We start from the raw sequence: 26482 nt of genomic DNA on the forward strand, positions 1-26482 counted from the left end.
GGGACTGCACAGCAGTACAGCCGATCGGCGGCTGCCGGACAACCGTCAGGTGTGCAGGGCCCGCTCGTCCTCGGCGTGGCCCTGCGGTTCCATCTGGAGGGTGGAGTGGGCCACGTCGAAGTGCTCGCCGACGCAGGCCTGGAGCCGGGCGAGCAGCTTCCCGTGCTCCTCGCCGCGCAGGGTCTCGGCGGCGACCACGACGTGCGCGGTGAGGACGGGCATGCCGGAGGTGACCGTCCAGGCGTGCAGATCGTGCACGTCCAGTACGCCGGGCTCCTCCAGGAGGTGCCTTCGCACCTGCGCCAGGTCCATGTCCTGCGGGGTGGCCTCCAGCAGGACGTGGGTGGCCTCGCGCAGCAGTCCGTAGGCGCGCGGGACGATGAGCAGGCCGATGACGATGGAGGCGACGGGGTCGGCGGCCTGCCAGCCGGTGATCAGGATGACGAGGCCGCCGATGATGACGGCGACGGAGCCGAGGGCGTCGCCGAGCACTTCGAGGTAGGCGCCGCGCAGGTTGAGGCTGTGCTCCTTGGCGTCGCGCAGCAGCCACAGGCCGACGCCGTTGGCGGCCAGGCCCAGCACGGCGACGCCGAACATCAGCCCGCCCTTGACCTCGACGGGTTCGCTGAATCGGCGGACGGCGGTGTACAGGACCCAGACGAAGATCGCGAGGAGGAGCAGGGCGTTCAGGACGGCGGAGAAGATCTCGACCCGGTAGAAGCCGAAGGTGCGGCGCGGGGTCGGGGCCCGCTGGGCGAGGGTGACCGCGCCGAGCGCGAGGGAGACCCCGACGGCGTCGGTGAGGCTGTGCGCGGCGTCGGCGAGGAGGGCGAGGCTGCCGGAGAGCAGGGAGCCGACGACCTGGATCAACGTGATCGTGGCGCTGATGCCGATGGTCCAGAGCAGGCGGGCGCGGAACGTCCCGCTGACGGTTCCGGCGGCCGCCGGGGAAGCTCCGTGGTCGTGGCCCATGATCGGAATCCGACCACAGGAGGGCCGCGCGCGCCCGCCGGACATCCCCCACCTGGCCGAATGGACATAGACGGGCCTCGTGTACAACTTATCCGGAATCCGACATTCCCCTGGTCATCCGGCAGAACTGGCGCATAATCGTCGCTACGCGGCTCGAATGAACCCTTGGTCGCGCATGGGACACGCATGCAATGGGGGGCATCGTGCCGATGAGGGATTCGAGCCGGGCGGGCACGCTGCCGGCGACGTCCGATGAGCTGTCCCGGCTGCTGACCGTCGTGCGGCGCGGGCGGGTGCTGACGGTCACGGGTCGGTTCCGGGAGCCGCGGAGCCGGCTGGTGCGGGAGATCGCCGAGCGGCTCTCGTCCAATTTCTGCGACGGCGCGGCCGTGGTCGCGATCGGCAGGCCCTTCGGCGTGCCCGAACTGACGACCGCCCTGGGCAGCGTGCAGGGCATGCCGTTCCTGCCGTACGCGACGGCGGACCCGCTCTCCTGGCTCGCGGAGCGCGACATGCTCCTGGTCCTGGACGGCGCCGAGCACCTCGCTCCGGAGGCTCTGGCCTGGCTGCGACGCCTGCTGACGGCGGCCCCCGGACTGCGCGTCCTCGCCTCGGCCCGGTCCCCGCTGGCCTTCGAGGGGGAACGCGTCCACCGGCTCTGAGCAGGCCGGCGGGTGCCGGCGGCGGGCCGCGTACGGGTCCGCCCCGGTCGGCGGCTGCCGACCGGGGCGGAATCGATCAATGACCGATCAGGACGACCGGACCTCAGGCGAGGGAGGCGATCGCCTGGTTGAAGGTTGCGGACGGCCGCATGACCGCCGAGGCCTTCGCCGCGTCGGGCTGGTAGTACCCGCCGATCTCGGCCGGGGAGCCCTGGACGGCGATGAGCTCGCCGACGATCTTCTCCTCGTACTCGGCCAGCGTCTTGGCGAGCGGGTCGAACGCCGCGGCCAGCTTCGGGTCGTCGGTCTGGCGCGACAGCTCCTGCGCCCAGTACAGGGCGAGGTAGAAGTGGCTGCCGCGGTTGTCGATGCCGCCCAGCTTGCGGCTCGGCGACTTGTCCTCGTTGAGGAAGGTGCCGGTCGCGCGGTCCAGGGTGTCGGCCAGCACCTGGGCGCGGGCGTTGCCGGTGGTGGTGGCGAGGTGCTCGAAGGAGACGGCCAGCGCGAGGAACTCACCGAGGGAGTCCCAGCGCAGGTAGTTCTCCTTGACCAGCTGCTGGACGTGCTTGGGGGCGGAGCCGCCGGCGCCGGTCTCGAAGAGGCCGCCGCCGTTCATGAGCGGGACGACCGACAGCATCTTGGCGCTGGTGCCCAGCTCCAGGATCGGGAAGAGGTCGGTCAGGTAGTCGCGCAGCACGTTGCCGGTCACCGAGATGGTGTCCTCGCCGCGGCGGATGCGCTCCAGGGAGTACGCGGTGGCCTTGACCGGGGACAGGATCTCGATGGTGAGACCGTCGGTGTCGTGGTCGGCGAGGTACGTCTTGACCTTGGCGATCAGCTGCGCGTCGTGCGCGCGGCCCTCGTCCAGCCAGAAGACGGCCGGGACGCCGGTGGCGCGGGCGCGGGTGACGGCGAGCTTGACCCAGTCCTGGATCGGGGCGTCCTTGGTCTGGCAGGCGCGGAAGATGTCGCCCGCGGCGACCTCCTGCTCCAGGACGACGTTGCCCTCGGCGTCGACGACGCGGACGGTGCCCGCGGACGCGATCTCGAAGGTCTTGTCGTGGCTGCCGTACTCCTCGGCCTTCTGGGCCATGAGGCCGACGTTCGGCACCGAGCCCATCGTGGACGGGTCGAAGGCGCCGTGCGCGCGGCAGTCGTCGATGACGGCCTGGTAGACGCCCGCGTAGCTGCTGTCCGGGAGGACGGCCAGGGTGTCGGCCTCGTTGCCGTCCGGGCCCCACATGTGGCCGGAGGTGCGGATCATGGCCGGCATGGACGCGTCGACGATGACGTCGGACGGGACGTGCAGGTTGGTGATGCCCTTGTCCGAGTCGACCATCGCGAGGGCCGGGCCCTCGGCGATCTCGGCGTCGAAGGAGGCCTTGATCGCGTCCGCGTCGGGCAGCGCGCCCAGGCCGTTCAGGATGGTGCCGAGGCCGTCGTTCGGGGACAGGCCGGCGGCGGCCAGGGTCTCGCCGTAGCGGGCGAAGGTCTTCGGGAAGAAGGCGCGGACCACGTGGCCGAAGATGATCGGGTCGGAGACCTTCATCATCGTGGCCTTGAGGTGCACGGAGAACAGGACGCCCTCGGCCTTGGCGCGCTCGATCTGGTCGTTCAGGAAGGTGCGCAGCGCGTCGACGTGCAGGACGGACGCGTCCACGACCTCGCCGGCCAGGACCGGTACGGAATCGCGCAGGACGGTGGCGGTGCCGTCGGCGGCGACGTGCTCGATGCGGAGCGTGCCGGCCTCGGCGATGACCGCGGACTTCTCGGTGGAGCGGAAGTCGTTCGCGCCCATGGTGGCCACGTTCGTCTTCGACTCGGGGGTCCAGGCGCCCATGCGGTGCGGGTGGGCCTTGGCGTAGTTCTTGACCGAGGCGGGGGCGCGGCGGTCGGAGTTGCCCTCGCGCAGGACCGGGTTGACGGCGCTGCCCTTGACCTTGTCGTAGCGGGCGCGGATCTCGCGCTCCTCGTCGGTCTTCGGGTCGTCCGGGTAGTCCGGGAGCGCGTAGCCCTGGCCCTGGAGCTCGGCGACCGCGGCCTTCAGCTGCGGGATCGAGGCCGAGATGTTGGGCAGCTTGATGATGTTCGCTTCCGGCGTCTTCGCCAGCTCACCGAGCTCGGCGAGGGCGTCGGCGATCCGCTGGCCCTCTTCCAGGTACTCCGGGAAGCTGGCGATGATCCGACCGGCCAGGGAGATGTCACGGGTCTCGACATTCACACCGGCCGTCGACGCGTAGGCCTGGATGACAGGCAGGAAGGAATACGTCGCGAGGGCCGGGGCCTCGTCAGTGTGCGTGTAGATGATGGTCGAGTCAGTCACCGGATGCTCCGCTCCACAGTCTGCGTCTCTCGTCTGCAACATTGCTCGACATCAAGATATCTCGTGATCGGACCGGTCCGGACAGCCCCCTGCCCGAGTCCGCAGGAGACGCGCGTCACGCCGGGCCGAGGCCGGGGCCCCCACCCGGGGGCCGTCGGGGGCCACCGGGGCCCTGAAACGGCGAGAGCGCCGCCCGGCGGCTGTTTCCAGCCGGGGGCGACGCTCAGGCGATCAGGCGCGGGGGCCTGCTCAGGCGTGGACGGCCTTCGGGTTCGGGCCGTACTCGTTCGGCTGCGGCTGGCCCTCGGTCGCCATGAGGACGAGGAGCCAGATGCCGCCGATCAGCGGGACGAGGGCGATGAGCAGCCACCAGCCGGACTTGCCGGTGTCGTGCAGGCGGCGGACACCGACGGCCAGGCCCGGGAGGAGGACGGCCAGCGCGTAGATCGCGTAGAGGAGCGGGTAGGTGCCGATCGCGTTGTCGAGGACGGCGACGATGATCAGGGCGATCAGGTTGAAGAGGGTGAACATCCAGTACTCCTGGCGGCGGGCGCGGCCGGAGAACACGGTGTACTTCTTCAGGACGTCGGTGTAGTAGTGCATGGGTCCCCCCTGAGGACGTTCGTCGGCCCGTCCTGCTGGAGCAAGCCGAGGCAGAACTTATGCCCCGCTTATGTGGCGGTCAAGCCAGTTCACAACACGGCGGAATCACCTTTTTCCCAAGGTTCCCGGGCCAAAATCACCCGCCTCGACGGCCACTTGGAACCCACCGGTCTTGCCACGTCACTCGGGGTGACGAAACAGGGGAGACAGGGGCCGATTCGTGATGTTCGAGCGCCTTCCGAGCCGTCCCCAGTCGGTCCGGGAACCGCCTTGCGCCCGGCGGAGCATGGCCCTCCGCCGCCACATCGTTACGGCTCCGCGACCCTGTCAGCCGCTGACATGGACGCGCACGGCGCCCCCCGCCGGGCCCTCGCACCGGCACGGGACGCCGTGAACTCGCCTGCGGCTCAGCCGATGTGGAACGAGTCCCCGTAGACCTTCCAGTCGAGCGGGGTGTTGAGGTTCAGGTTGCCCTTCTTGAGGAACACCCGCTGGGCGGTGTCGACACGGCTCGTGTCGCTGTGCGCCTCCTCCTGCTTCATCGCCCACACGCGGGCGTCGAGGAAGGCGTTCAGCCAGGTGGTCTCGTTGCCGCCCTGGGCCGGGGGCTTGGCCTTGGACAGCGCCCGCTTGCGGATGTTGCGGAAGCTGGTGGAGTCGCCGCCGTCACCGTGCATGACGATGGCGTCGTAGTACATGAACTGGCCGAGCGCGCCCACCCCGTCGGCCTTGCCCTGGCCGACGGCCGGGTTGAAGTAGACCCGGTCGCGCTCGTGGTCCTGCGCCTTCTTGAACTCGCTGTCCTGCGCCGCCTTCGCCCAGTCCTTGGTGAAGTTCGGGTCGAGGCCCTTGTGCGAGTCCGTGCCGTCGACCTTCCGGAGGGCCGGCAGGTACTTGGCGAGCACGTTGCCCGGCTTGACGTCGGTGTAGTACTCGACGAGGTCGAGCATGTCGCCGGTGCCGGAACAGAAGCCGATGATCCCGGCCGTGTAGCCGCGGCCGTCGTCGATGTCCTCTATGTACTTGTACTGCGCCTTCCAGTCCAGGGAGGAGTTCTCCGCACTGGAGACGATCTGCATGGCGATGTCCTTCTTCACCGGGTCGTCGAGCCCGACGGCCTTCGCCGACACCACGGCGGCGGGCGCGGCCGCGGGGCCGGGCGACGTGGCGTGGGCGGTCACCGGTACGGCGAGGAGGGCGCTGCCGAGCAGGGCGCTGATGGCGATTCTCTTGCGGTGGGGGGCGAACACAAGACCTCCATAGGGGAGTTGAGGTTTCGCGACTTCGTTAGGAAACTTTACTACCAGAGGTCGAGACAGCTCAATACCCCCGCACGCCACCCGTGCGACAGGAAGGAAAGGATGGGACAGCCCCCGACTGGCGGCTCAGAGCCAGCCGTTGCGGCGGAAGCCGCGGTGGATGACGAAGCAGGCGAGGGCCATCACGCCGAGCACGATCGGGTAGCCGTACGCCCAGTGCAGCTCGGGCATGTGGTCGAAGTTCATGCCGTAGATCCCGCAGACCATGGTCGGCACGGCCACGATGGCAGCCCACGCGGTGATCTTGCGCATGTCCTCGTTCTGCGCGACGGTCACCTGCGCGAGGTGCGCCTGGAGGATGGAGTCGAGCAGCGCGTCGTACCCGTTGATCTGGTCGGTGGCCCGGGTCAAGTGGTCCGCGACGTCGCGGAAGTACGCGCGGACCTCCGCCGGGATCACCGGTATCGGCTGCGTGGCCAGGTGCTGGAGCGGACGGCTCAGCGGGGCCACCGCCCGGCGCAGCTCCAGCAGTTCGCGCTTGAGCTGGTAGATGCGGCCCGCGTCGCCCCGGCCGCCGTACTCGCTGAACACCGCCGTCTCGACGGAGTCGATGTCGTTCTGCACCGCGTCCGTGACGGCCACGTAGTCGTCGACGACGTGGTCGGCGATCGCGTGCAGCACCGAGGCGGGCCCCTTCGCCAGTTGGCCGGCGGCCGCCTCCAGGCTCTCGCGGACCGGGCCCAGCGTGCCGTGGCCGCCGTGCCGGATGGTGATGACGAAGTCGTCACCGGTGAACGCCATCAGCTCACCGGTCTCCACGACCTCGCTGGTCGCGGTGAGTTCCTCGTGCTCCACGTAGCGCACCGTCTTGAAGACGGAGAACAATATGTCGTCGAACCGCTCCACCTTGGGGCGCTGGTGCGCGTTCACCGCGTCCTCGACGGCGAGGGGGTGCAGGCCGAAAAGCTCGGCGAGCCCGGCGAGTTCCTCCCTGGTCGGTTCGTGCAGGCCGATCCAGACGAACCCCTCCCCCGTCTTGCGCACCCGCCGCAGCGCCTCCTCCGCCTCGGCGCAGCCGTCCTGCCGGGCGCCGTCCACGTAGACCACGCAGTTGACGACCGCGCTGCCGAGCGGGGAGCGGGAGGGGTGGCTGAGGTCGACGGCGCGCCGGTAGCCGCGGCGCACGGCCCGGCGCAGGTTGCTGAACATGGACAACGGGGTACTTCCCTTCGGCGGATCAGCGGCCAGTCTGCCACCGCCTCCGACCGGCCCCGTCAGGCCCTGTCGATGAACACGCTCGTCGACTTCACCCGGGCCACGGCCTGCGCGCCGACCTCCAGTCCGAGCTCCTCCACGGCCTCCCGGGTCAGGAGCGACACGACGCGGTGCGGGCCCGCCTGGATCTCCACCTGGGCGTCGACCGTGCCGAGCTTCACGGCGGTGACGATGCCGGGGAAGGCGTTGCGCGCCGAGGTGTACGGGGCGTCCTCGCCCTCGCCGGCCTCCTGGGCGGCCTGTACGCAGAACGCGGCCAGGTCCGGCCCGTCCACCATCCGCCGCGTGCCCTCCCGACGGGTGGGGAAGCGCTCGGCGTCGGCCCAGCGGCGGGCCGTGTCGACGCTCACGCCGAGCAGCCGGGCGGCCTGGCCGATCGTGTAGGACTCCATACCCGCAGCTTAGGGGGTGCTCCGCCCGAGCCCCCGCACCGCCCGAGCCTCCTCACCGCCCGAGCCTTGCCCGGTCCCCCGCTCCCGGATCCCGCTCACCGCCCGATCCCCCGCACCGCCGGGGTCCTTCCTGGCGCAGGGCTCCGGCCGCCTCGGCGGCCACCACCTCCGCCACCCTCGACAGCGCCGGGGAGTCGAGTTTCCACTGCTGCCAGTACAGCGGTACGTCCAGCGGCCGGAGCGGCATCAGCAGGTCCAGCTTTCCCTCGCGCACCAGCGGCTCCGACTGGCTCTCGGGCACGACTCCCCAGCCCAGCCCGGCCACCACGGCGTCGCGGAACCCCTCCGAGGTCGGGACGTGGTGGCGCAGCCGCCCCGCCCCGGCGTCCTGATCGCCGGTCAGCGCCCGTACGAAACCGTCCTGGAGCTCGTCCCGCCGGTCGAACACGATCACCGGAGCCTCTCGCAGGCCCTGTACGAGGTCCGCTGCCAGGTACCGGTCCACGAAAGCGGGGCTGGCCACCGGCAGGTACCGCGCCAGTCCCAGCCTCCGTACGGTGCACCCCGCCACCGGGTCGGGCGAGGAGGTGACCGCCGCCATCACCTGGCCCTCCCGCAGCAGGGCCGTCGTGTGTCCCTCGTCCTCCCGGTGCAGCTCGAACAGGACCGGCGGATCCTGCGGCACCCGCGTGAGCGCCGGCAGGAACCAGGTGGCCAGCGAGTCCGCGTTGACGGCGATCGGCAGCCGCACCGGGCCGCCCGAATCCTGCGCCATCCCGAGCTCGGCGCGCGCGTCCCGCTCCAGCCGGGCCAGCTGCCGCGCGAAGCGGACCACCACCTGCCCGGACTCGGTCGCCCGTACGGGCTTCGTCCGCATCAGCAGCACCCGGCCCGTCCGCTGCTCCAGCGCCTTGACCCGCTGGCTCACGGCGGAGGGGGTCACGTGCAGGGCGGCGGCCGCCGCGTCGAAGGTGCCCTCGTCGACCACCGCGAGAAGGGTCCGTACCTGGTCCAGGGGAAGCTCATCCATCACGAACGCTAAGGGTACGTAAAAATCTTTAGCTGTACTGAAGCAACGCGGCTGCTTACGGTCGAAGACATGACACACGGCATCATCGCGGCGGCACTCGCCGGTTTCGGCACCGGACTCTCCCTCATCGTCGCCATCGGCGCGCAGAACGCCTTCGTACTGCGGCAGGGGGTGCGCCGGCACGCCGTCCTCGCCGTGGTCGCGATCTGCGCCGTCTCCGACGCGCTCCTCATCGCCCTCGGCGTCGCCGGGGTCGGCGCCTTCGTCACCGCCTGGCCGGCCGCCCTGACCGCGGTCGCCCTCGCCGGCGGCACTTTCCTCATCGCTTACGGAATCCTCGCCGCCCGCCGGGTGCTGCGGCCCGCCCCCGGCGCCGCCCTGGGCACCGAGGGGGCGACCGCCGGCTCGCGCCGCGGGGCCGTACTGGCCTGCCTGGCCATGACCTGGCTCAATCCGCACGTCTACCTGGACACCGTCCTGCTGGTCGGCTCCCTCGCCTCGGACCGCGGGGACCTGCGCTGGATCTTCGGCCTCGGGGCCGGGCTGGCCAGCCTGGTCTGGTTCGCCACCCTCGGCTACGGCGCCCGGCTGCTGAGCGGCGTGCTGGCGCGCCCCTCGGCCTGGCGGGTGCTGGACGGGCTGGTCGCGGCGACCATGGTCACGATGGGCGGGATGCTCCTGGCCCGGGCCTGAGCTCCGCGCGCGCCGGGCCCACGCGGGGTACGGGTGCGCCCCGTACGGTGGCACGACCAGACACCAGGAGCCCGCCTTGCCCGACCGCCCGGCCGACCGCCCCTCCGACCGCCCGGCCGAGCACCCCTCGGACGATGCCTTGGACCACCTCTCGGGCCGCCCCTCGGGTCGCCCCTCCCCCGACGAGGCCCGCCTGTACTACGCCGCCCGGCCGTCCCCGCTCGTCGCCGCCACCGCGATCGTCGTGGACTGCGCCGGGCGCGTCCTCGTACTGGCGCCCCCGTACCGGGCGGACGCGGAACTCCCGGGTGCCACCGTCGAGGACACGCAGACCCCGGAGGAGGCGCTGGCCCGCGGGCTGGAGGAGCTGGGCCTGTCGGCGCCGATCGGCCGGCTGCTCGCCGTGGAATCCCGGCGCCCCGGCTCCCTCGGCCGCTCCCTCCTCGCCCACGTCCACCTCGTCGGTCCGCTCCCGGCGAAGCAGGCCGACGCCCTCCCCTCCGCGGGCGGGTCGCCTGCCGGAGCCCGGTGGCTCACGCCGGAGGAGGCGTACGCGGTACTGCCCGCCCGGCTCGCGCCCCGGCTGCGCGCCGGTCTGGCCGCCCTCTACGCCGGCTCCCTCGCGCACCTCGTCGACGGGGTGCCGCAGCCCGGCTCCCCCGCCGGCCTGGACCCCGGCCGGCGCACGGCCCTGGAGCATGCCGGATCCCTCGACGCAGCGAGCCACCGGGCCGCCCGCCCCAAGGCCGTCACGGCGGCGAGCGTGGTGTTCACCGATTCCGTCGGCAGGGTGCTGCTGGTGGAGCCCTCGTACGGCAACTCAGGGCGCTGGAACCTGCCGGGCGGCGGGATCGACAGCGACCTCGGCGAGACCCCGCGCGCCGCCGCCCGCCGTGAGGTGCGCGAGGAGCTCGGCCTCGATCTGCCGCCGGGCCGGCTGCTCGGCGTCAACTGGGCCCACAAGCCCGGCTACCCGGCCCGTATCCGCTTCCTCTACGACGGCGGGGTCCTGGACGCCGCCGCCCTGGCCCGGATCCGGCTCGCCCCCTTCGAGCTGCTGCGCTGGCGGGCCGTGACCGCCGGCGAGCTGCGCGCGCTGGTCAAACCCTCCCTGCGCCGCCAGATCGAGGCCTGCCTGCGGGCCCGCGCCGAGGGCACGGGCCCGCTGGAGCTCCACGCCGGCCGCCCGGTCGACGCCCCGCACGAGAAGAAGGAGAGGAAGAAGGAGGGGAAGGGGAAGGGGAAGGGGAAGCGTTAGACGCGGCACTGGTCCATCCGGACGGCGTCATGGCGTGGCGCGCGGGTGAGCGGGCACTCTCGCGCATCGTCGAAGCAGACAGTCCACGCACACGCGTACGCCCGCTCACCGGCGAGAACGCGCGGAACCCATGGAGCCCCCCATGTCCGCAGAGCCGACCCGTCCCGGAACCAGCACCGCTTCCGCCGTCCACGGCGCCGCGGCGCCCCCCGATCCGCGCCGCTGGTGGATCCTCGCCGTCATCGGCCTGGCCCAGCTCATGGTCGTCCTCGACGCGACCATCGTGAACATCGCGCTGCCCTCCGCCCAGGCCGGCCTCGGGTTCTCCGACGACCAGCGGCAGTGGGTGGTGACCGCGTACGCGATCACCTTCGGCAGTCTGCTGCTGCTCGGCGGCCGGCTGGCCGACAAGTTCGGGCGCCGCCGGGCCTTCCTCGTCGGGCAGATCGGCTTCGCGGCGGCCTCCGCGCTCGGCGGCGCCGCGGCCACCTTCGGGGTCCTCGTCACGGCCCGGGCCCTGCAAGGGGTGTTCGCGGCGCTGCTGGCTCCGGCCGCGCTCTCCCTGCTGACCACGACGTTCGCGGCACCCGCCGAACGGGCGAAGGCCTTCGGCGTGTTCGGATCGCTCGCCGCGTCCGGGGGCGCCGTGGGGCTGCTGCTGGGCGGCGTCCTCACCGAGCACCTGAGCTGGCGCTCGACGATGTACGTGAACCTGCTGTTCGCCGCCGCCGCCGTCACCGGCGGTCTGCTGTGGCTGAAGCGGCCCGCGCCCTCCGCTCCGCCCCGGCTCGACCTCCCGGGCACGGTCCTCGCCTCCGCCGGGCTCTTCTGCCTGGTCTACGGGCTGGCCACGGCCGGCCCCCGCGGCTGGCAGTCCGCGCACACCCTGGGCTTCCTGGTCATGGCCGTGCTGCTGCTCGTCGGGTTCGTGTGGTGGCAGCGCCGCAGCGCGCACCCCCTGCTGCCGCTGCGGATCGTGCTCGACCGGGTCCGGGGGGCCGCGCTGATCGCCGTGTTCATCACCGGGGTGGGGATGTTCGGGGTGTTCCTGTTCCTGACGTACTACCTCCAGCACACCCGCGGCTACAGCCCGGCCCGGACCGGTCTGGCCTTCATGCCGATGTCCGGCTGCACGATGATCGGCGCGATCGGCAGCAACATGGGGCTGCTGGGCAAGGTCGGCGGGCGCCCGCGCATCGTCGCGGGCATGCTGCTGTCGGCCTGCGGCATGGCCTGGATGACGAACCTGACGGCGACCGGCCCGTACGTCGTGGACGTGCTGCCCGGCCAAGTGGCGACGGGGCTGGGCATGGGCCTGATCACGGCGGCCGCCATGAACCTCGGCACGGCCGGCATCGATCCGCGGGACGCGGGGGTGGGCTCGGCGACGGTCAACGCCATGCGACAGACGGGCGGCTCCGTCGGCACGGCGCTCATGAGCACCCTTGCCGCCGGAGCCGTCGCCCGCTCGCTGGCGGGCCGGCAGCCCACGCCGGACCTGCTGGCGCGGGCTGCCCTGGAGGGTTACCACACGGTCTTCACGGCATCGGCGGCCATCTTCTCCGTCGGCGCGGTGCTGACCCTGCTCATGCTGCCCGGCGGCCTGACCGTGGAGCGCCGGCACGGCGCTCCCGGGGGCCGCCGCCCGTCAGCGCCGTGAGTGGCCGGAGGCGGAGTGGGCGCCCGGCTTGGCGGGGGCCGGCTTGGCGGGGGCCGCCGGAGCGGACGGGGCCGCTTCGGTGGACGCGCAGTTTGCCAGGGAGCTGCGGACCCGGTCGCCGGTCGAGAAGTGCTTCACCCGGCAGGTGTTGGTCCCGATGCCGCCGTCGACCTGGCCGTAGCCCGGTCCGATGGTCAGGACCGTGTCGTTCAGACCGCGGACCGTGTCGTTGCCCGGGCCGCCCTGGACGATGCCCGACGACTCGGCGCCGACCGACTTCGGCTCGATGACGTCGTTCTCGCTGCCGCCGAGGACCCGGCCGCCGAGGTCGACGTTGCCCGTGCGGATGAGGTCGCTGCCGTCGTTGCCGAAGACCTGGCCGCCGCCGCGCTCGTAGTCCCCGGGAGCACCCATGACGCTGCCCGTGGTGATCTTGTCGTCGCCGTGGTCGCCGTAGACGCTGGCGCCGTGCTCCGCCGTGCCCACGACGAGGGCGGTGATGATGGTGTCGTTGCCCGCGCCGCCGCGCACCGAGGCGTTGCCGTACTTCGGGGCCAGGTTGTTGACCTGGAGCGTGTCGTCACCCTCGCCGCCGAGCACCTGCGCGTCGATCAGCATGCCCTTGACGCGGATGTTGTCGTTGCCGCCGGCGCCGTCGATGATGACGTTCTCGACGTCGTTCTCGCACAGGATCGTGTCGGCGCCCGGCGTGCCCCTCACGACCGTCAGACCGGACTTCACCTCGACACCGTTGAGGGTGCACCAGTAGGACGGCAGGGAGTGGGCGGCCTGGGCCGGGGCCGCGCCGAGCGTGGCACTGGCGGCGATCATGGTCGCGAGGACGTACGTGGCGGTGCGAAGTTTGCGGCGCGTGCGCAGCATGAATTCTCCCGAGAATGGTGTGCGTTGGGGTGAGGCTCGTTGCGGTGGTGGTCAGGACAGCCCGTGGCGCAGCGGCGTGAGCTGTTCGATGTCGTAGCGCTTCCGGAGTGCGTGGACCGCGGCGGGATCCGGGGTGGCGCTCGTGTCGAGCAGTTCGAGGAGCTCCTCGAAGTACCGCTCGTGATCGGGCGGCGGAGAGGCCTGGAAGAACATCCGGGCCGGTTCGCCGGTGGGGTTCGCGAAGGCGTGCGGACAACCGGGCGGAACCACGATGACGGTTCCTGGCGTGGCACGGACGACCTGGCGTCCGTCGAGCGCCTCCCAGTGTCGCCAGTCGTCTCCGGATCGGACGCGAGGCTCGAAGGCCATGACGTCGAGTTCACCCTCCAGGACGTAGAAGAGCTCCTCGCTGCGGGTGTGCAGGTGCGCTCCCACGTCGAACCCGGGCGGTACGACGACCTCGAAGCTGGAGGCCACCGTGGAGTGTTCCCCGGTGACCTTGAACGTGACCTGCTGGGCGTCGGTGTGCAGCTTGCGGCCGTGGCCCGGTGGCACGAGCAGCCCGTCGCGGGCGACGTGCGCGGTCATGACCAGGTCACGGGCAGACCTTCTGGCCCGCGGATGAGGGCCCCTGGCCGCCAGCGCAGTTCGTTCACGGGGACGCTGAAGCGCAGGTCCGTGAAGCGGTCCAGGAGGGCGTCCACCATCAGCTCGGATTCGAGGCGGGCGAGCATGTTCCCGGGGCAGAAGTGGGGTCCGTACCCGAAGGAGACGTGGGGGTTGGGGCTGCGCTCCAGGTCCAGCTCGTGGGGGTCGGGGAAGACCTCCGGGTCGCGGTTGGCCGCGAGGTACGAGACGTAGATCGCCTCGCCCGCCCGGATGAGCTGGCCGGCCACGGTGACGTCCTCCAGGGCGATCCGGGAGAGGCCGACGGCGTTGCGGTGCGGGATGTAGCGCAGCAGCTCGTTGATGGCCGAGGGCCGCAGGGCGGGTTCGCTGCGCATCCGGTCCATCAGGTCCGGCCGGGTGAGCAGGATGTAGACCATGTTGCCCACGTTGTTGGTGACGGCCTCGCCCCCGATCTGGAGGAGCAGGGCGAGGCCGGTGGCCTCCTCGGCGGTGACCTCGCCCGCCTCGATGGCCTTCACCAGGAGCCCGATGACGCTGTCTCCGCCGGCGACTTCCCCGGTGCGCATGCGCCCGCCGAGGTAGGCGCACATGTCGTTCTTCGCCTGTTCGCTGCGCTGCGCGCCCTGGGCCGAGGAGAGGATCAGGGTGGTCCATTCGTGGACCCTGGGCCGGTCCTCCTCCGGTACGCCCATCAGCTCGCACACGACGGCGAGCGGGAAGGGCGCCAGCAGGCGTTCGGTCAGGTCGACGGGCGGGCCGTCGCGCAGGATCCCGTCGACGTAGCCGTCGAGCATCTCCTTCGCGCGGGTGCGCAGCCGCTCCACCCCGGGGGTGGTGAAGGCCGCGCCGACCGTGCGCCGCAGCCGGGTGTGGTCGGGCGGGTCCTCGAACCCGACCGCACCCGGTGCGGGGATGAAGTGCGGGGCCAGCCGGGTGACATCGTGCTCCACGACCAGCTTGCGGCTGAAGCGGGGATCGTTGGCCACCATGCGCACGTCTTCGTACCGGCAGACGAGCCAGGCCCACCCGCTTCCGTTGGACATGCGGATCCGGGTGATCGGACCCGCCTCCATCAGCTCGGCGAGGACGGGGTCGAAGTCGACCCCGTCCAGAGCCGGGGTGGGCCAGTGCGTGATGGGTGGCCTTGCGGTTGCGGGGCCGTCCTTCAGCATGCTTTGGATTCCTCCCTCACCCGGTCCTCATTGCGAGGTCCAGCTGCCCAGTGAGATCTCCGCGGTGATGCCCGGGCCGAATCCGGCCAGCAGGCCCCGCGCGGCGTCGGCGGTGCCGTTCTCGTCGAACATGCGGCGCAGTGCGTCCAGGACGACGGCGCTTGCGATGTTGCCGTACTCGGTCAGTGTGGCCCGACTGAAGCGGAATGCCTCGGGTGCCACACCGAGGTACTTGCTGAGGTCGTCCAGGATGCGCGGTCCGCCGGCGTGGATGATGTAGAAATCCAGTGCGGCGGCGTCCCAGCCATGGAGCTTGGCCAGGTCCTTGAGAGAGGGCGCGAGCGGTTCCATCGTCCCCGGGACCCGCCGGTCGAGCTTGAAGTGGAACCCGGTGGACTTGACGTCGTACATGATCCAGTCCTCCGTCTGGGGGATGATGTACGAGCTGTTGCGGTGCAGTTCCATGCCGGTGCCGCCCCGGCCGCGGACGACGGCCGCGCCCACTCCGTCGCCGAACAGGCCGTTGGAGAGCAGGTTGCCGACCTCAAGGTCGGCGGGCTGGTAGCACAACGAGCAGAGCTCGCAGGACACGATCAGCGCGTTCGCCTCGGGGTAGGCCATGCAGAAGTCGTGGGCCCGGTTGACGGCGGCGCCGCCCGCCGCGCAGCCCAGCTGGGCGATGGGCAGCTGCCGGGTGTCCGTCCGGAAGCCCAGCGCGTTGATCATCCAGGCGGTCAGCGAGGGCATCATGAAGCCCGTGCAGGACACGTAGATGATCATGTCGATGTCCTTGGCCCGGAGCTGGGCGTCCTCCAGCGCCTGCCGCACCACCGCCGGGACCCGGCGCTTGGCCTCGGCCTCGTACACGGCGTTGCGCGATTCGAACCCGGGGTGCTTGAGCGTTTCCTCGATGGGCTGCACGATGTGCCGCTTCGCGACGCCGGTGTTGCGGATCAGGCGCAGCGCCAGGTCGAGCTGCGGATGGTCCGCGTGCACGGACCGGCACAGATCGAGGGTCTGCTCCATCGTGATCACGTGCTCGGGCACGCACACCGTTGGCCTGCACAGAGTCGCCATGGGTGGCTCTCCTTTCGTGTCTGACACAGCCTCATCGACCTCCGCCGGATGCGCGCGCGGGACTACGGCGTTGGTGACATGAGCCAATCCGGTGACGCTGCGCCGTGGAGGCAGCGGAGCGTGTGACGAGAGGGAAGGGATGGCCGTGCCGATTTCCCGCGGAATCGCGCCTTGGGGGGTGACATCCACGCAGGGAGATGAACCATGACGTCAGACCCGCAAACCGCTCTGAGGCCGGAGCCGGAGATGGACCCGGAGAGGGACGCCGCGGTGGACCCGGCCTCGGGCGAACCGGTGCACTGCTGGAACCTGGACGACTTCGAGGCGCTGGAATTCGACCCGTTCCTGCACGACCGCCTGCGGGACGACCGGGCCACCCGGATCCGGCTGCCGTTCGGCCAGGGCACCGCCTGGCTGATGGCGCGCTACGCCGACGTGAAGGCGGCGACCACCGACCCGCGCTTCAGCCGGTCGGAGCTGGTCGGCCGCACCATCACCGCCTCCTCCCCGCACGCGATCGCCTCGCAGCAGGCGTCGATGAACTACGCCGACCCGCCGCGCCTGAACGACATGCGCCGCGTGGTCGCCCGGGCGTTCACCGGCAAGAGCATGCAGAAGCTGCGGCCGACCGTGCAGCACACGGCCGACCAGCTCCTGGACGAGATGGAGCGGCACGGCTCGCCGGCGGACCTGGTCGAGCACCTGCACGGCCCGTTCCCGCTCGCGGCCGTCGCCGACCTGCTCGGAATGCCGCAGGACATGCGCCAGGACATGACCTCCTGGGCGAACGTGATCATGACCCCGGGCCCGGCCCCCGACAAGAGCACCGACGCCCTCAAGACGGTGCGCGAATGCGTGGTCACCCTGCTGGCCATGCGGCGGGAGAAGCAGAGCGACGACCTGGCCGGGGTCCTCGCCGGAGCCGCCGACGCCGGGGAAATCACCGAGCCGGAGGCCGTCTCCATCGCCACCGCGATCCTCGTGAGCGGTGCGCACGCCGTCCGCAACAACAGCGCGAACATGGTGTACGCCCTGCTCACCCATCCGGAGCACCACGAACGGCTGCGCCGGGAGCCGGAGATGATCCCCCAGGCGGTCGACGAGCTGCTGCGGTTCATCCCGCACCGCAGCGGCGTCGGTCTGCCGCGGATCGCCACGCGGGACGTGGACATCGCCGGGGTCACGATCAAGGCCGGGGACACGGTGTACTCCTCGTACCTCGCGGCCAACCGCGATCCCGAGGTCTTCCCGAACCCGGACACGCTGGACTTCGACCGCGGCCCCATCGCCCACATGGCCTTCGGCAACGGGCCCCACCACTGCGTCGGCTCGATGCTGGCCCGTATGGAGTCCGAGATCATCATCACCACGCTGATCGAACGCTATCCGCGCCTGGCCCTGGCCGTGCCGCCCGAGCAGCTCGAATGGCAGGCCGGCGCCCTGATCCGGGGACCCAAGACCCTGCCGGTGACCTGGTGATACGCCGGCACCGGATCAGGGTGGTCCGGGGCGCCCCGGACCACATAGAACTGGCGGCCCTCACGGCCGCCCTGCTGGTACTGGCGCGCACGGCCCCCGTGCCGTGCGCGCCCCACTCCCGCTCCTCCCGCCGCCACCGGGCCCACTGGGACCGGAACCTGACGTCGGTGGTGCACACCCCCGCCCACTCCTGGCGGGCCCGCCAGCCCGCGGGCTTCGTCTAGGCCATGGCGGGCCCGGGTTCGGGCCCGCCCTGACACGAAGGACGCGGCCCAGCCGTCAGGCGCGGCCCGGCTGCGGTGCGGCCGGGCCCGTCGGGGTCGCCGAGGGGCTCGGGGTCGCCGGGTTCTCGCAGGTGACCTCGTCGCGCGGGGTGTAGTGGGTGCGGTAGGTCTCGCGCTTGACCTCCTTGCCGCCCTGGACGAAGACCCGGCCGACGGCCACGTCGAAGCCCTCCAGCGGGGTCTGGACCTCGCAGGTGGGGCCGGAGCCCGTGCGCTTGCCCGGCGGGGTGGTGTTCTCCCGCGGGCCCTGGGTCGCCCGTATCTCGTCGTACTTCTTCGTACCGAGCAGGCTGATGGTCAACGAGGTGTCGGTGGACTCGGCCTTCACGTAGATCGCGTGGCCGGAGTCGTTCTTCCAGCGCAGGTCGAGGGTGCCCCAGGCGACGGTGGCCTCGCGGCCCTCCGGGTAGCGCTCGATGTAGAACGAGTGGGCCCCGTGCTCCACCGGGTGGACGCCCGCGAAGAACATGGCGTTGTACATGGTCGTCGCGACCGCCGAGACTCCGCCGCCGGGGGACTTCACGTATTGGCCGTCATTGATCATGATGCCGTCGACGAAGCCGTTCTCCTTGGTCCGCTCGCCGACCGTCTTGTTGAAACTCCACGTCTCGCCGGGCATCACGACGGAGCCGTTGATCAGCTCCACCGCCCGCCCGATGTTGGTGGTGCGGTACGGCGCGGCCGGGAACGCGACCGTGAAGGAGGACATCTTCTCCTTGATGCCGAGGCGCTCGGCGTTCTCGGCGGTCAGCCGCGGGTGGACCGTCGTCACGGCGACCTCGCCGGTACGGGCGGCGCCGGTGCGCGTCAGCAGCGGGACCACGGCGTCGGCGAAGGCCTTCTCGGTGACCTGCACCCCGGAGCGCCCGTCCCGGGTGAGGACCGCGCGGCCCGAGGCGTCCACGGTGAAGGCGGCCCCGCGCGAAGGGCTGGTGGCCGCGGCGATCTGCCGGGCGACCGCCGGCTCGGCGAGCAGCCCCTTGGCGTCCAGCCTCGGGGCCAGCCGGCCCTGTGCGTCGGGCTCGACCGACAGGTGCTTGCCCAGCACGGCGGGGGTGAGGGTGACGGTCTTCCCGGCCACGGAGAGGGTGACCGGGCCGGACATCGCGGGCTCGGCGAACTCCTTGAGGGCCCGCGCGGTCTCCTGCTGCCCCACGGCGGGGGCCTTCCGGTCCACGGGCAGGGTGACCGGCCCGCCCTGGGGGCGCAGGTAGGCGGCGCGTACGGTGTCGGCCGCCTGGCCGGCCCGTACGGCGACCCCGGTGACGGGGGCGGTGACCCGGGCCGTGCCGTCCTCGAAGCTGATGTCCCCGTCGCGGGCCTGCCGGCCGGCGGCGGTGATCCGGCCGACCTCGGCGGTGCTGGTCGGGCCGTCCGTCCGGATCACGGGCTCGACCTCCCGGCTCTCGGCCGGGGTGAGCAGACGCCCGATCACGGTGACGGGGTCGGATCCGGCCTGCGCGGCGCGGTCGACGGTGGCGGCGGTGTCCAGGGAGAGCCCGAACGCGGCGGGGGCCGCCTTCTCGGTCCGGTCGCCGATCCGCAGCTCGATCGGGGCGGCCGCGGCGGGGCCGAGCGCGTGGTCGAGCGCGCTCTTGGCCTGCGTGCGGCTCATGCCGCCGATGTCGACACCGCGGACGTGGGTGCCGTCGGCGATGGCGTCGCCCGCCACCGCCAGACCGGTGAGGTAGAGGCCGCCGAAGCCGAGGACGACGGCTCCGCCGGCGAGGGGCAGGGCCGTTCGCCGGTTGACCTTCAGGCGGTGTACGCGTCGCATGTGTCTCGTCTCTCCCGGTGCCGGTGGCGCTGGTGGGTCGGTGTGGACGGAAACCAGCATTCATCAATTCGGACCAAAAGGGTCGAAAATGTGCGTGTTCTCACGGCGGGCGACACGGTGGGGTGCGGCCCGGATCAGCCGACCGGAAGTAGGGCCACTTGGTTTGGATTGGCCCTGTTGGGCCGTTCGGGGGATGCCACACGGTAAGACCTGTCGGTCTTTGGCTCCTCGAAAGGCTTCACCGGTGTCCCTCGCCCCCACCCGCCCCGCGCGGCGTCTGCCCCGCCGGCTCCTCCAGCTCTACGTCGGGCTCGCGCTGTACGGCGCCAGCTCGGCCTTCCTGGTCCGCGCCGGGCTGGGGCTGGACCCGTGGGACGTCTTCCACCAGGGGCTCGCCGAGCGGACGGGCTGGAGCATCGGCACGGTCTCGGTGGCGGTCGGAGCGCTGGTCCTGCTGCTGTGGGTGCCACTGCGGCAGCGGCCCGGGCTCGGGACGGTCTCCAACGTGTTCGCCGTCGGCCTGACCATGGACGCCACCCTCGCCGTGCTGCCGGACGTGCACGGCGCGCTCGCGCAGGCCGCCCTGCTCACGGCGGGCATCGTCCTCAACGGGGTCGCGACCGGCCTGTACATCGCCGCCCGCTTCGGTCCCGGCCCGCGCGACGGCCTCATGACCGGACTGCATCGGCGGACCGGGCGCTCGCTGCGGCTGGTCCGTACCGGCATCGAGCTGACGGTCCTGGCGGCCGGAGTCCTGCTGGGCGGCACGGCGGGCGTGGGCACGGTGGCCTACGCGCTGGCCATCGGCCCGCTCTCCCAGCTCTTCCTCCGCGTCTTCGCCCTGCCGCCGCAGGCCGCGGCGGAACCGGCACCGGCACCGGCCCCGATTTCCGTCCCGGCCTCGGCCCCGGCTGCCGACCCGGCCTCGGCGACGGCTGCCGCCCCGGCTTCAGCCCCCGCTACTGCCCCGGCTTCGGCCTGCGGCTGACGGCCTCCCCGCCCGGCCCCTCCCCGGGCCGGCCTCCTCACCCGACCTGGCGGCGGACCAGCTCGTGGAACGGGCCCGCCGGATCGGCGAGCAGGTCGGCGGGCGGGCCCTGCTGGACCACCCGGCCGTCCGCCATCACGATCACCCGGTCGGCGTCCATGACGGTGGACAGCCGGTGGGCGATCACGATCCGGGTGGCGCGCAGGGCGCGGGTGGACTCGGTGACCACGCGCTGCGCCTCGTTGTCGAGCGCGCTGGTGGCCTCGTCCAGGAAGAGGATGCGCGGCTTGCCGATGAGGGCCTGGGCGATCATCAGCCGCTGGCGCTGGCCGCCCGAGACGGTCCCCCCGCCGTCGGACAGCACGGTGTGCAGGCCCATCGGCATGGCCTTGATGTCCTCGGCGAGTCCTGCCAGCGTGGCGGCCTGCGCCGCCTCTTCCGGGGAGTACGTGCCGGAGCCGCGGATGCAGTCGAGGATCGACCCGGAGAACGGCTGGGCGTTCTGGAGGACGACCCCGCACTGTCGGCGTACGGCCCCCTGGTCGAGCGCGGCCAGGTCCTGCCCGTCGTACAGGACGCTGCCGGAGGCCGGCCGGTCGAAGCCGATGAGCATGCGCAGCAGCGTCGACTTGCCGCAGCCACTGGCCCCGACGATCGCGACGAACTCCCCCGGCCGCACCGCGAACGACACGTCGTCGAGGACGAGCGGGCCGTCGTCGGCATAGCGGTACGAGAGGTTCCGCACCTCCACGGCCCCGCCGAGTTCGCCCGGGCTCATGCCGGCGGCCCGCACCTCGGGGACGGCGTCGAGGATCGGCTTGACCTGCTCGTACATCGGCTGCACGGCGGCGGCCGACAGCAGGGCGCCGGTCAGCTGCGTGGCGGAGGCCAGCATCATCGTCACGGCGGTACTGAAGGTGAGGAACTCGGCCGCGGACATGCTGCCGCGGGCCGGCCCGGCGAGCAGCATGAACATCGCGAGCGTGCAGAGCGGCAGGTAGACCGCGTTGAGGACGGTGAGGACGTTCTTGATCCGGCCGATGCGCTGCTGTAGTTCGCGGGTACGGGCGAACTCCCGCGCCCAGGCGGCGTACGCGAAGCTCTCGGCGGCGGCCACGCGCAGTTTGGGCAGTCCGCGCAGGGTCTGGAACGCCTGGTTGTCCAGCTTGTTGCCGAGCCTGAGCAGCTGCCGCTGGTAGCGGAGTTGCCAGAGCCCGAGGCCGAGGAAGACCGCGGCGACGCCGCTCAGCATGGCGAGCGCGGCCAGCGCCAGCGGGACGCTGTAGACGAGCAGCAGCACGAGGTTCATCGCGCCGACGGTGCCGGCCTGGAGGGAGACCGAGACGATGCCGGACAGCACGCTGCGGATGGAGCTGATGCCCATGGCCGCGGCGGCGAGTTCCCCGGTGGAGCGGCCGGTGAAGAAGGTCACGGGCAGCCGCAGCAGCCGGTCCCACACGGCAGGTTGCAAGGTGGCCTCGATGCGGCCCTCCATCCGCAGGACGGAGACGTTCTGGAGCAGCATGAAGGCGGCCGAGACCACCGCTGCCGCGATGAGCGCCAGCGCGGTCTGCGTGATGAGGCCGTCCTCACCGCGCGGTACGTACGTGCCGAGCACCCGGCCGGTGGCCACGGGGACGAGCGCGCCGAGCCCGACGGCTCCGAGTCCGCCGAGCACCAGGCTGCGCAGGTCCTGGCCGCTGCCGCACACGCTGAAGCGCAGCAGGTGCGCCAGGCCCGGCATGCGGTCGGGCAGCGGGCGGTAGAACATGACCGCGTGCGGCGCGAAGGCGGCCGCGTCGCGCCGGCGGACGGGGGCACGGGCGCCGGTGGCCGGGTCGACGGCCTCGTACCGGCCGCGGCGCCAGAGCAGGGCGACGGGGGCGCCGTCGTCCGCGCGACGGCCGACCAGCGGGCCGCCGTACTCCCGCCACCAACGGCCGGCGAGCTTGACCGGGCGGGTGCGGACCCGGGAGGCGAGGGCGATGCGTTCGATCGGGTCCGTGCGCCCGAAGTCGCCCGCGGCGCCCGTCGGTTCGGTCAGGGTGACGCCCGCTTCGGCGGCCACGAGGCGGCACGCGGCGAAGGTCGCGTCGTCGCCGGCGCCGCCGCGCGCTCCCCGGCGGGAGCGGCCGATGGAGGCGAGCAGGGCGCGGTCCGCCTGGGTGCGGGCGGCCTCCCCGGCCTCGATCCCGGCGGCGGTGCGGTCCGCGTGGGCGCGCTCGTCCTGCTCGATGCGGCGGTCGATGGCGCACAGCAAGCGGTACTGCCGCTCGACCATCCCCTGCCACAGGGCCTCGTCGACGAGGAGCGTGCCGGCGGTGGCCGTGCCGTCGTGGGACTCGTACACGGCGCCGTACTGCACGCTCCCCGGCGGGATCTGCATCCACAGGATGTCCTCGTCGGCCCCGCCGCGGCCGGCGGTGTCCGGGCCGCCCTCCAGCGGTGCCTCGTACAGGACGCGAAGGCCCCGACCGATGCCGCGGGCGAAGGCGTCCTCCAGGGGGCTGGGCGCGGGCTGCCACGGCTCGGCGTGCCCGGCGTACTCGCCGTACTGTCCGTACGCTCCGTGCTGTCCGTACGCTCCGTGGCCGCCGTACTCGGCGTACTCGCCGTACCCGTCCCAGGATCCGGCGGGCGCGGGCCGGTGCAGCTCGCGCAGTTCCGTGCGGCGCAGGACGCAGCCCGGCAGCGGGCGCCCGGTCAGCGTGTGCGCGGGCCCGTCGACCGGGCCCAGGAACAGCGTGCCCGACTCCAGCCGGCCGAGGAAGTGCCAGTGGCCCTCCTGGGCGGCGTCGACGGCGAACAGGTCCAGCTCCCCCTGGACGACGAGCCACAGGACGAGCGGCCCCTCCAGGGAGAGGCTGCGCACGCCGGTGCAGTCGACGGCCGAACCCAGGCCGCCGAGGGCCGCGACGACCGGATCCGCCCCGGCGTGCGTCGGATGGGTCTTGTGGGTCTGATAGGTCTGGTGGGCTTCGTTGGCCTGGTGGGACGGGTGGGTCTGGTGCGGGGTCGCCACGTCAGTGCTCCTTGACCAGTGCCGCGTACGCGCCCCGCGCGGCGAGCAGTTGCTCGTGCCGCCCGCGCTCCACGACCGTGCCCCGGTCGAGTACGACGATCTCGTCGCTCTCGCGCACGGTGCTCAGCCGGTGGGCGATCACCACGCAGGCGCAGCCGCGGCGCCGCAGGTTGTCGATGACGATCTGCTCGGTCGCCGCGTCCAGCGCGCTGGTCACCTCGTCGAGGATCATGACGCTGGGACGGCGCACCAGGGCGCGGGCGATCTCCAGGCGCTGGCGCTGGCCGCCGGAGAAGTTGCGCCCGTCCTGCTCGACGCGGCTGTGGATGCCGCCCGCGCGGCGTGCGACGACCTCGTAGACGGCGGCGTCCCTGAGCGCGGCGACGACGGCCTCGTCCGGGATGGAGGGGTCCCACAGGGCGACGTTGTCGCGGACGGTGCCCTCGAAGAGGAACACGTCCTGGTCCACGAAGGACACGGAGGCGGCCAGCGCGCCGCGCGGGATGTCCTCCAGCCGCATCCCGTCGATGCGGATGGCGCCCTCCCACGGGGTGTGGAGGCCGGAAATCAGCCGGGAGACGGTGGACTTGCCGCTGCCCGAGCCGCCGACGAGGGCGATCTGCTGCCCGGGGCCGACGGCGAGCGAGACGTTCTTCAGCAGCGGGGCGTCCAGGGGGCTGTAGCCGAAGGTGATCCCGTCCAGCTCCACGTGGCCCTTGAGGCGGCGGGTGCCGGAGAGCGGCTCGGGGCGCAGGTAGAGCGGGTCGACGGGAAAGTTCTCCACGTCCTTCAGCCGGGCCACGTCCGCCGCGAAGTCCTGGATCCGGCCCGCCACGCCGCCCAGGCGGGTGATCGGCGCGGTGAAGCTGGTCACGAGGGCCTGGAAGGCGACGAGCAGGCCGACCGACAGGTGTCCCTCCACCGCGCGCACGCCTCCGATCATGAGGATCAGCGCGCTGTTGAGCGCGGCGAGCGTGGGCGCGACGACGGCCAGCCAGGCGCTGGGGACCCCGAGCCGCTGCTGCACGTCGAGCGTGACGGCGTGCCGGCCGGCCCAGCGGAGGAAGAAGGCGTTCTCCCCGCCGGTGGCCTTCATCGTCTCGATGAGCTGGAGACCGCTGTACGAGGTGTTGGTGAGCCGGGCGTTCTCGGCGCGCAGCTTCTGGGTGCCGGTGGCCCTCAGCCGCATCACGATCCGCAGGGCCACCAGGTTGAGCAGGGCGATGAGCACGCCGACGAGGGTGAGTTGCGGATCGTAGGTCCACAGCAGGACGGCGTAGAGCACGACCACCACGGCGTCCACGCCCGCGGCGGCCAGGTCACGGGCGAGGGTCTCGGCGACCGCGTCGTTGGACCGCAGGCGCTGGACGAGGTCGGCCGGGTTGCGCTGGGTGAAGAAGGAGACCGGGAGCCGGAGCAGATGGCGCAGGAAGCGGGCGCTGCCGAGCGTCGAGGAGATGATGCGGCCGCGCAGCAGGTTGGCCTGCTGGAGCCAGGTGAGCACGGCCGTGAGGACGAGGGCCGCCCCCAACGCCGCGAACACCACGCCGAGCAGGGAGGTCTGCTCCCCGATGAGGAACGTGTCGATGTACGTACGGCTCAGCGCGGGCACCGTCGCGCCGACGGCCACCAGCAGGAGGCTGGAGAGCACGGCGGCGAGCATGGTGCCCGAAGTGCCGCGCAGGCGGGCCGGCATGGCGCTCATGACGCCCTGGCGACGGCCGGTGCGGCGAAAGCGCGGGCCGGGTTCGAAGACGAGCGCGATGCCGGTGAAGGCGGTGTCGAACTCCTCCATGGGGACGAACCGGCGGCCCTTGGCGGGGTCGTTGACGTAGGCGCCGCGGCGGCCGAGGCGGCGGCCCGTGCCCTCGTAGACGACGTAGTGGTTGAACTCCCAGAAGAGGATGGCGGGCGGGCTCACCCGGGCGAGCGCGCCGAGGTCCATCTGCATGCCTTTGGCGCTCAGCCCGTAACCGCGGGCTGCCTTGAGCAGGTTTCCCGCGCGGGAGCCGTCGCGGGACACCCCGCAGGCGATGCGCAGCTCTTCGAGGGGGACGAAGCGGCCGTGGTGGCCGAGCACCATGGCCAGCGCGGCGGCCCCGCACTCCACCGCCTCCATCTGGAGCACGGTGGGGGTGCGTACGGGGCGGGGCGTACGGCGCGGCGCGCGCTGGCGGCCGCGGGTGGAGACGGTCACGGGAGCAGCCAATCGACGGGGCGCTGTGCCGGAAGGTGGACGGCTCCGGTGACCGGCGTCGTGGAGTCGAGGGGGTAGGGGGGTCCGCCCGCGGTGGACCAGCGGTAGCCGGAGGCGGTCGCGGAGCCTTCGAGCTGCACGAGCACCGCGATCGGACTGCCCTGGCGGGCGAACTGAGCGGCGAGGCGGGCGTCGCCGAGGAAGCCGGCGATCTGCGCCTGCGTCTGGGGAGCGCGCCCCACGTCCTTGACCCGCCCGCGCAATACGCCGAACCGCTGCCGGGGTGCGGACTGCACGTCGAGGTCGACGAGGGCCCCGACGCGGATGTCCGCGCCGCCCGCACCGGACACGTACAGGACGGCGACCAACGGCTCGTCGGCGCTCTTGACCCGCTCCAGGACGGCGAGGTCCGCACCCGTCGCCACGACGGCCCCCGTCTTGGCGACCAGGCTCGTCACCCGGCCGCCGGCTACGGCGCGCACGGTCCGTTCGCCCTGTTCGGTGGCGACTTGGAGCAGGGGTGCTCCGGGCGGGAGCAGCCGGCCCTCTTGGGCGAGCACGGCGGTGACCTGTCCGGAGAACGGGCTCTGGAGCAGATAACTGCCCTGGGCGCGCGTGAGAATTCCGGGTGCGCTCAACTTGGTGGAAACGGACCCGGTGAACACCCAGACACCGAGGACGGCCATGACGAGGACGCTCACGCCGAGCGCGAATTTCCCCTGGGGCCGGGCGAAACGCACGGGCAGATCGAGCTCGTCGCCCGCATTCAGTTTGGAGAGCGCCTTTCGACGAAACTGCACGAACTCCCCTTCACACGCGGCGAACCCCGGAACGCATGACGCCCCGG

At 72.1% G+C, this 26482-nt stretch carries 22 protein-coding genes; 7 read left to right on the forward strand and 15 right to left on the reverse strand.

Features of this window, described 5'->3' with window-relative positions:
* Positions 1-45 precede the first annotated feature (45 nt).
* Entirely contained in the window at positions 46-972 is a 927-nt protein-coding gene (locus ACS04_RS05290; RefSeq protein WP_048475310.1) for a cation diffusion facilitator family transporter, read from the reverse strand.
* A 209-nt stretch (positions 973-1181) separates the two neighbouring features.
* Here ACS04_RS05290 and ACS04_RS05295 point away from each other — a divergent pair, with 209 nt between their 5' ends.
* A complete protein-coding gene (locus ACS04_RS05295; RefSeq protein ID WP_158977179.1) occupies positions 1182-1634 on the forward strand; it encodes a hypothetical protein in 453 nt (150 codons plus the stop codon).
* 103 nt (positions 1635-1737) lie between these two features.
* Here the strand turns inward: ACS04_RS05295 and ACS04_RS05300 are convergent, their stop codons facing one another.
* The 6 genes from ACS04_RS05300 to ACS04_RS05325 all read right to left on the reverse strand — a co-directional run bounded on the left by ACS04_RS05300 (position 1738) and on the right by ACS04_RS05325 (position 8516).
* A complete protein-coding gene (locus ACS04_RS05300) occupies positions 1738-3957 on the reverse strand; it encodes an NADP-dependent isocitrate dehydrogenase (RefSeq protein ID WP_048475312.1) in 2220 nt (739 codons plus the stop codon).
* 249 nt (positions 3958-4206) lie between these two features.
* Positions 4207-4560 carry a DUF805 domain-containing protein gene (locus ACS04_RS05305; protein ID WP_048475313.1) on the reverse strand — a complete coding sequence of 118 codons (354 nt, stop codon included), beginning with the start codon at positions 4558-4560 and terminating at the stop codon, positions 4207-4209.
* A gap of 407 nt (positions 4561-4967) precedes the next feature.
* Positions 4968-5810, reverse strand: a complete 843-nt coding sequence (locus tag ACS04_RS05310) for a chitosanase (RefSeq protein ID WP_078864434.1) — start codon at positions 5808-5810, stop codon at positions 4968-4970.
* A gap of 135 nt (positions 5811-5945) precedes the next feature.
* Positions 5946-7028: a magnesium/cobalt transporter CorA gene (gene corA, locus ACS04_RS05315; protein WP_048475314.1), complete on the reverse strand. Its 1083-nt coding sequence runs from the start codon at positions 7026-7028 to the stop codon at positions 5946-5948.
* Between the two features lie 65 nt (positions 7029-7093).
* Positions 7094-7486, reverse strand: coding sequence for a TOBE domain-containing protein (locus tag ACS04_RS05320; protein ID WP_048475315.1), 393 nt, complete (start codon positions 7484-7486; stop codon positions 7094-7096).
* A 52-nt stretch (positions 7487-7538) separates the two neighbouring features.
* On the reverse strand, positions 7539-8516 hold the full coding sequence (locus tag ACS04_RS05325) for a LysR family transcriptional regulator ArgP (RefSeq protein WP_078864435.1): 978 nt from the start codon (positions 8514-8516) through the stop codon (positions 7539-7541).
* A 69-nt stretch (positions 8517-8585) separates the two neighbouring features.
* Between ACS04_RS05325 and ACS04_RS05330 the strand changes: the two genes are divergently transcribed.
* The 3 genes from ACS04_RS05330 (at position 8586) to ACS04_RS05340 (ending at position 12127) form a co-directional block, all read left to right on the forward strand.
* Positions 8586-9209, forward strand: a complete 624-nt coding sequence (locus tag ACS04_RS05330; RefSeq protein ID WP_048475316.1) for a LysE/ArgO family amino acid transporter — start codon at positions 8586-8588, stop codon at positions 9207-9209.
* A gap of 76 nt (positions 9210-9285) precedes the next feature.
* Entirely contained in the window at positions 9286-10467 is a 1182-nt protein-coding gene (locus ACS04_RS38085; RefSeq protein ID WP_063839236.1) for an NUDIX hydrolase, read from the forward strand.
* A gap of 142 nt (positions 10468-10609) precedes the next feature.
* The gene (locus tag ACS04_RS05340; protein WP_048475317.1) at positions 10610-12127 is read left to right on the forward strand and encodes an MFS transporter; all 1518 of its coding nucleotides are present in this window, start codon (positions 10610-10612) and stop codon (positions 12125-12127) included.
* Here ACS04_RS05340 and ACS04_RS05345 read toward each other — a convergent pair.
* Genes ACS04_RS05345 through ACS04_RS05360 form a run of 4 tightly spaced genes read right to left on the reverse strand, consistent with a single transcriptional unit; the run spans position 12116 to position 15888 of the window.
* Entirely contained in the window at positions 12116-13009 is an 894-nt protein-coding gene (locus ACS04_RS05345; protein WP_048475318.1) for a hypothetical protein, read from the reverse strand. The genes ACS04_RS05340 and ACS04_RS05345 overlap by 12 nt on opposite strands.
* A 51-nt stretch (positions 13010-13060) precedes the next feature.
* A complete protein-coding gene (locus tag ACS04_RS05350) occupies positions 13061-13597 on the reverse strand; it encodes a cupin domain-containing protein (RefSeq protein ID WP_048475319.1) in 537 nt (178 codons plus the stop codon).
* Complete coding sequence (locus ACS04_RS05355; RefSeq protein WP_048475320.1) at positions 13594-14811, reverse strand: cytochrome P450; 1218 nt, start codon at positions 14809-14811, stop codon at positions 13594-13596. The genes ACS04_RS05350 and ACS04_RS05355 overlap by 4 nt, the downstream gene beginning before the upstream one ends.
* A 27-nt stretch (positions 14812-14838) precedes the next feature.
* Entirely contained in the window at positions 14839-15888 is a 1050-nt protein-coding gene (locus tag ACS04_RS05360) for a type III polyketide synthase (protein ID WP_048475321.1), read from the reverse strand.
* Positions 15889-16134: 246 nt separating this feature from the next.
* Here ACS04_RS05360 and ACS04_RS05365 point away from each other — a divergent pair, with 246 nt between their 5' ends.
* Together ACS04_RS05365 and ACS04_RS05370 are read left to right on the forward strand one after the other, a co-directional pair.
* Positions 16135-17367, forward strand: coding sequence for a cytochrome P450 (locus tag ACS04_RS05365; protein WP_048475322.1), 1233 nt, complete (start codon positions 16135-16137; stop codon positions 17365-17367).
* Positions 17364-17591 carry an acyl-CoA carboxylase epsilon subunit gene (locus tag ACS04_RS05370; RefSeq protein WP_048475323.1) on the forward strand — a complete coding sequence of 76 codons (228 nt, stop codon included), beginning with the start codon at positions 17364-17366 and terminating at the stop codon, positions 17589-17591. The genes ACS04_RS05365 and ACS04_RS05370 overlap by 4 nt, the downstream gene beginning before the upstream one ends.
* 55 nt (positions 17592-17646) lie before the next feature.
* On the opposite strand, the gene ACS04_RS05375 is transcribed toward ACS04_RS05370, so the two are convergent.
* Positions 17647-19428 carry a VanW family protein gene (locus tag ACS04_RS05375; protein WP_048475324.1) on the reverse strand — a complete coding sequence of 594 codons (1782 nt, stop codon included), beginning with the start codon at positions 19426-19428 and terminating at the stop codon, positions 17647-17649.
* A 244-nt stretch (positions 19429-19672) separates the two neighbouring features.
* On the opposite strand from ACS04_RS05375, the gene yczE reads away from it, so the two are divergent.
* Complete coding sequence (gene yczE / locus ACS04_RS05380; protein WP_048475325.1) at positions 19673-20416, forward strand: membrane protein YczE; 744 nt, start codon at positions 19673-19675, stop codon at positions 20414-20416.
* A gap of 37 nt (positions 20417-20453) precedes the next feature.
* Here the strand turns inward: yczE and ACS04_RS05385 are convergent, their stop codons facing one another.
* From ACS04_RS05385 to ACS04_RS05395, 3 genes are all read right to left on the reverse strand, one after another.
* On the reverse strand, positions 20454-23315 hold the full coding sequence (locus ACS04_RS05385; RefSeq protein ID WP_048475362.1) for an NHLP bacteriocin export ABC transporter permease/ATPase subunit: 2862 nt from the start codon (positions 23313-23315) through the stop codon (positions 20454-20456).
* Positions 23316-23439: 124 nt separating this feature from the next.
* Positions 23440-25557 (reverse strand): NHLP family bacteriocin export ABC transporter peptidase/permease/ATPase subunit, encoded by a 2118-nt coding sequence (locus ACS04_RS05390; protein ID WP_048475363.1) that lies wholly within the window; start codon positions 25555-25557, stop codon positions 23440-23442.
* A 74-nt stretch (positions 25558-25631) separates the two neighbouring features.
* Positions 25632-26435 (reverse strand): HlyD family efflux transporter periplasmic adaptor subunit, encoded by an 804-nt coding sequence (locus ACS04_RS05395; RefSeq protein ID WP_048475326.1) that lies wholly within the window; start codon positions 26433-26435, stop codon positions 25632-25634.
* Positions 26436-26482: the final 47 nt, after the last annotated feature.

The sequence above is a fragment of the Streptomyces roseus genome, assembly GCF_001044425.1.
GTDB lineage: Bacteria > Actinomycetota > Actinomycetes > Streptomycetales > Streptomycetaceae > Streptomyces > Streptomyces roseus.

Bases quoted from the DNA above. Each gene is read 5' to 3' on its own strand.
- ACS04_RS05365 (WP_048475322.1), top strand. From the start codon at position 16,135: ATGGACCCGGAGAGGGACGCCGCGGTGGACCCGGCCTCGGGCGAACCG.
- ACS04_RS05330 (WP_048475316.1), top strand. From the start codon at position 8,586: ATGACACACGGCATCATCGCGGCGGCACTCGCCGGTTTCGGCACCGGA.
- ACS04_RS05355 (WP_048475320.1), bottom strand. From the start codon at position 14,811: ATGCTGAAGGACGGCCCCGCAACCGCAAGGCCACCCATCACGCACTGG.
- ACS04_RS05295 (WP_158977179.1), top strand. From the start codon at position 1,182: ATGAGGGATTCGAGCCGGGCGGGCACGCTGCCGGCGACGTCCGATGAG.
- ACS04_RS05325 (WP_078864435.1), bottom strand. From the start codon at position 8,516: ATGGATGAGCTTCCCCTGGACCAGGTACGGACCCTTCTCGCGGTGGTC.
- ACS04_RS05340 (WP_048475317.1), top strand. From the start codon at position 10,610: ATGTCCGCAGAGCCGACCCGTCCCGGAACCAGCACCGCTTCCGCCGTC.
- ACS04_RS05305 (WP_048475313.1), bottom strand. From the start codon at position 4,560: ATGCACTACTACACCGACGTCCTGAAGAAGTACACCGTGTTCTCCGGC.
- ACS04_RS05345 (WP_048475318.1), bottom strand. From the start codon at position 13,009: ATGCTGCGCACGCGCCGCAAACTTCGCACCGCCACGTACGTCCTCGCG.
- ACS04_RS05360 (WP_048475321.1), bottom strand. From the start codon at position 15,888: ATGGCGACTCTGTGCAGGCCAACGGTGTGCGTGCCCGAGCACGTGATC.
- ACS04_RS05375 (WP_048475324.1), bottom strand. From the start codon at position 19,428: ATGCGACGCGTACACCGCCTGAAGGTCAACCGGCGAACGGCCCTGCCC.
- ACS04_RS05290 (WP_048475310.1), bottom strand. From the start codon at position 972: ATGGGCCACGACCACGGAGCTTCCCCGGCGGCCGCCGGAACCGTCAGC.
- corA (WP_048475314.1), bottom strand. From the start codon at position 7,028: ATGTTCAGCAACCTGCGCCGGGCCGTGCGCCGCGGCTACCGGCGCGCC.
- ACS04_RS05390 (WP_048475363.1), bottom strand. From the start codon at position 25,557: ATGGAGGCGGTGGAGTGCGGGGCCGCCGCGCTGGCCATGGTGCTCGGC.
- ACS04_RS05350 (WP_048475319.1), bottom strand. From the start codon at position 13,597: ATGACCGCGCACGTCGCCCGCGACGGGCTGCTCGTGCCACCGGGCCAC.
- ACS04_RS05320 (WP_048475315.1), bottom strand. From the start codon at position 7,486: ATGGAGTCCTACACGATCGGCCAGGCCGCCCGGCTGCTCGGCGTGAGC.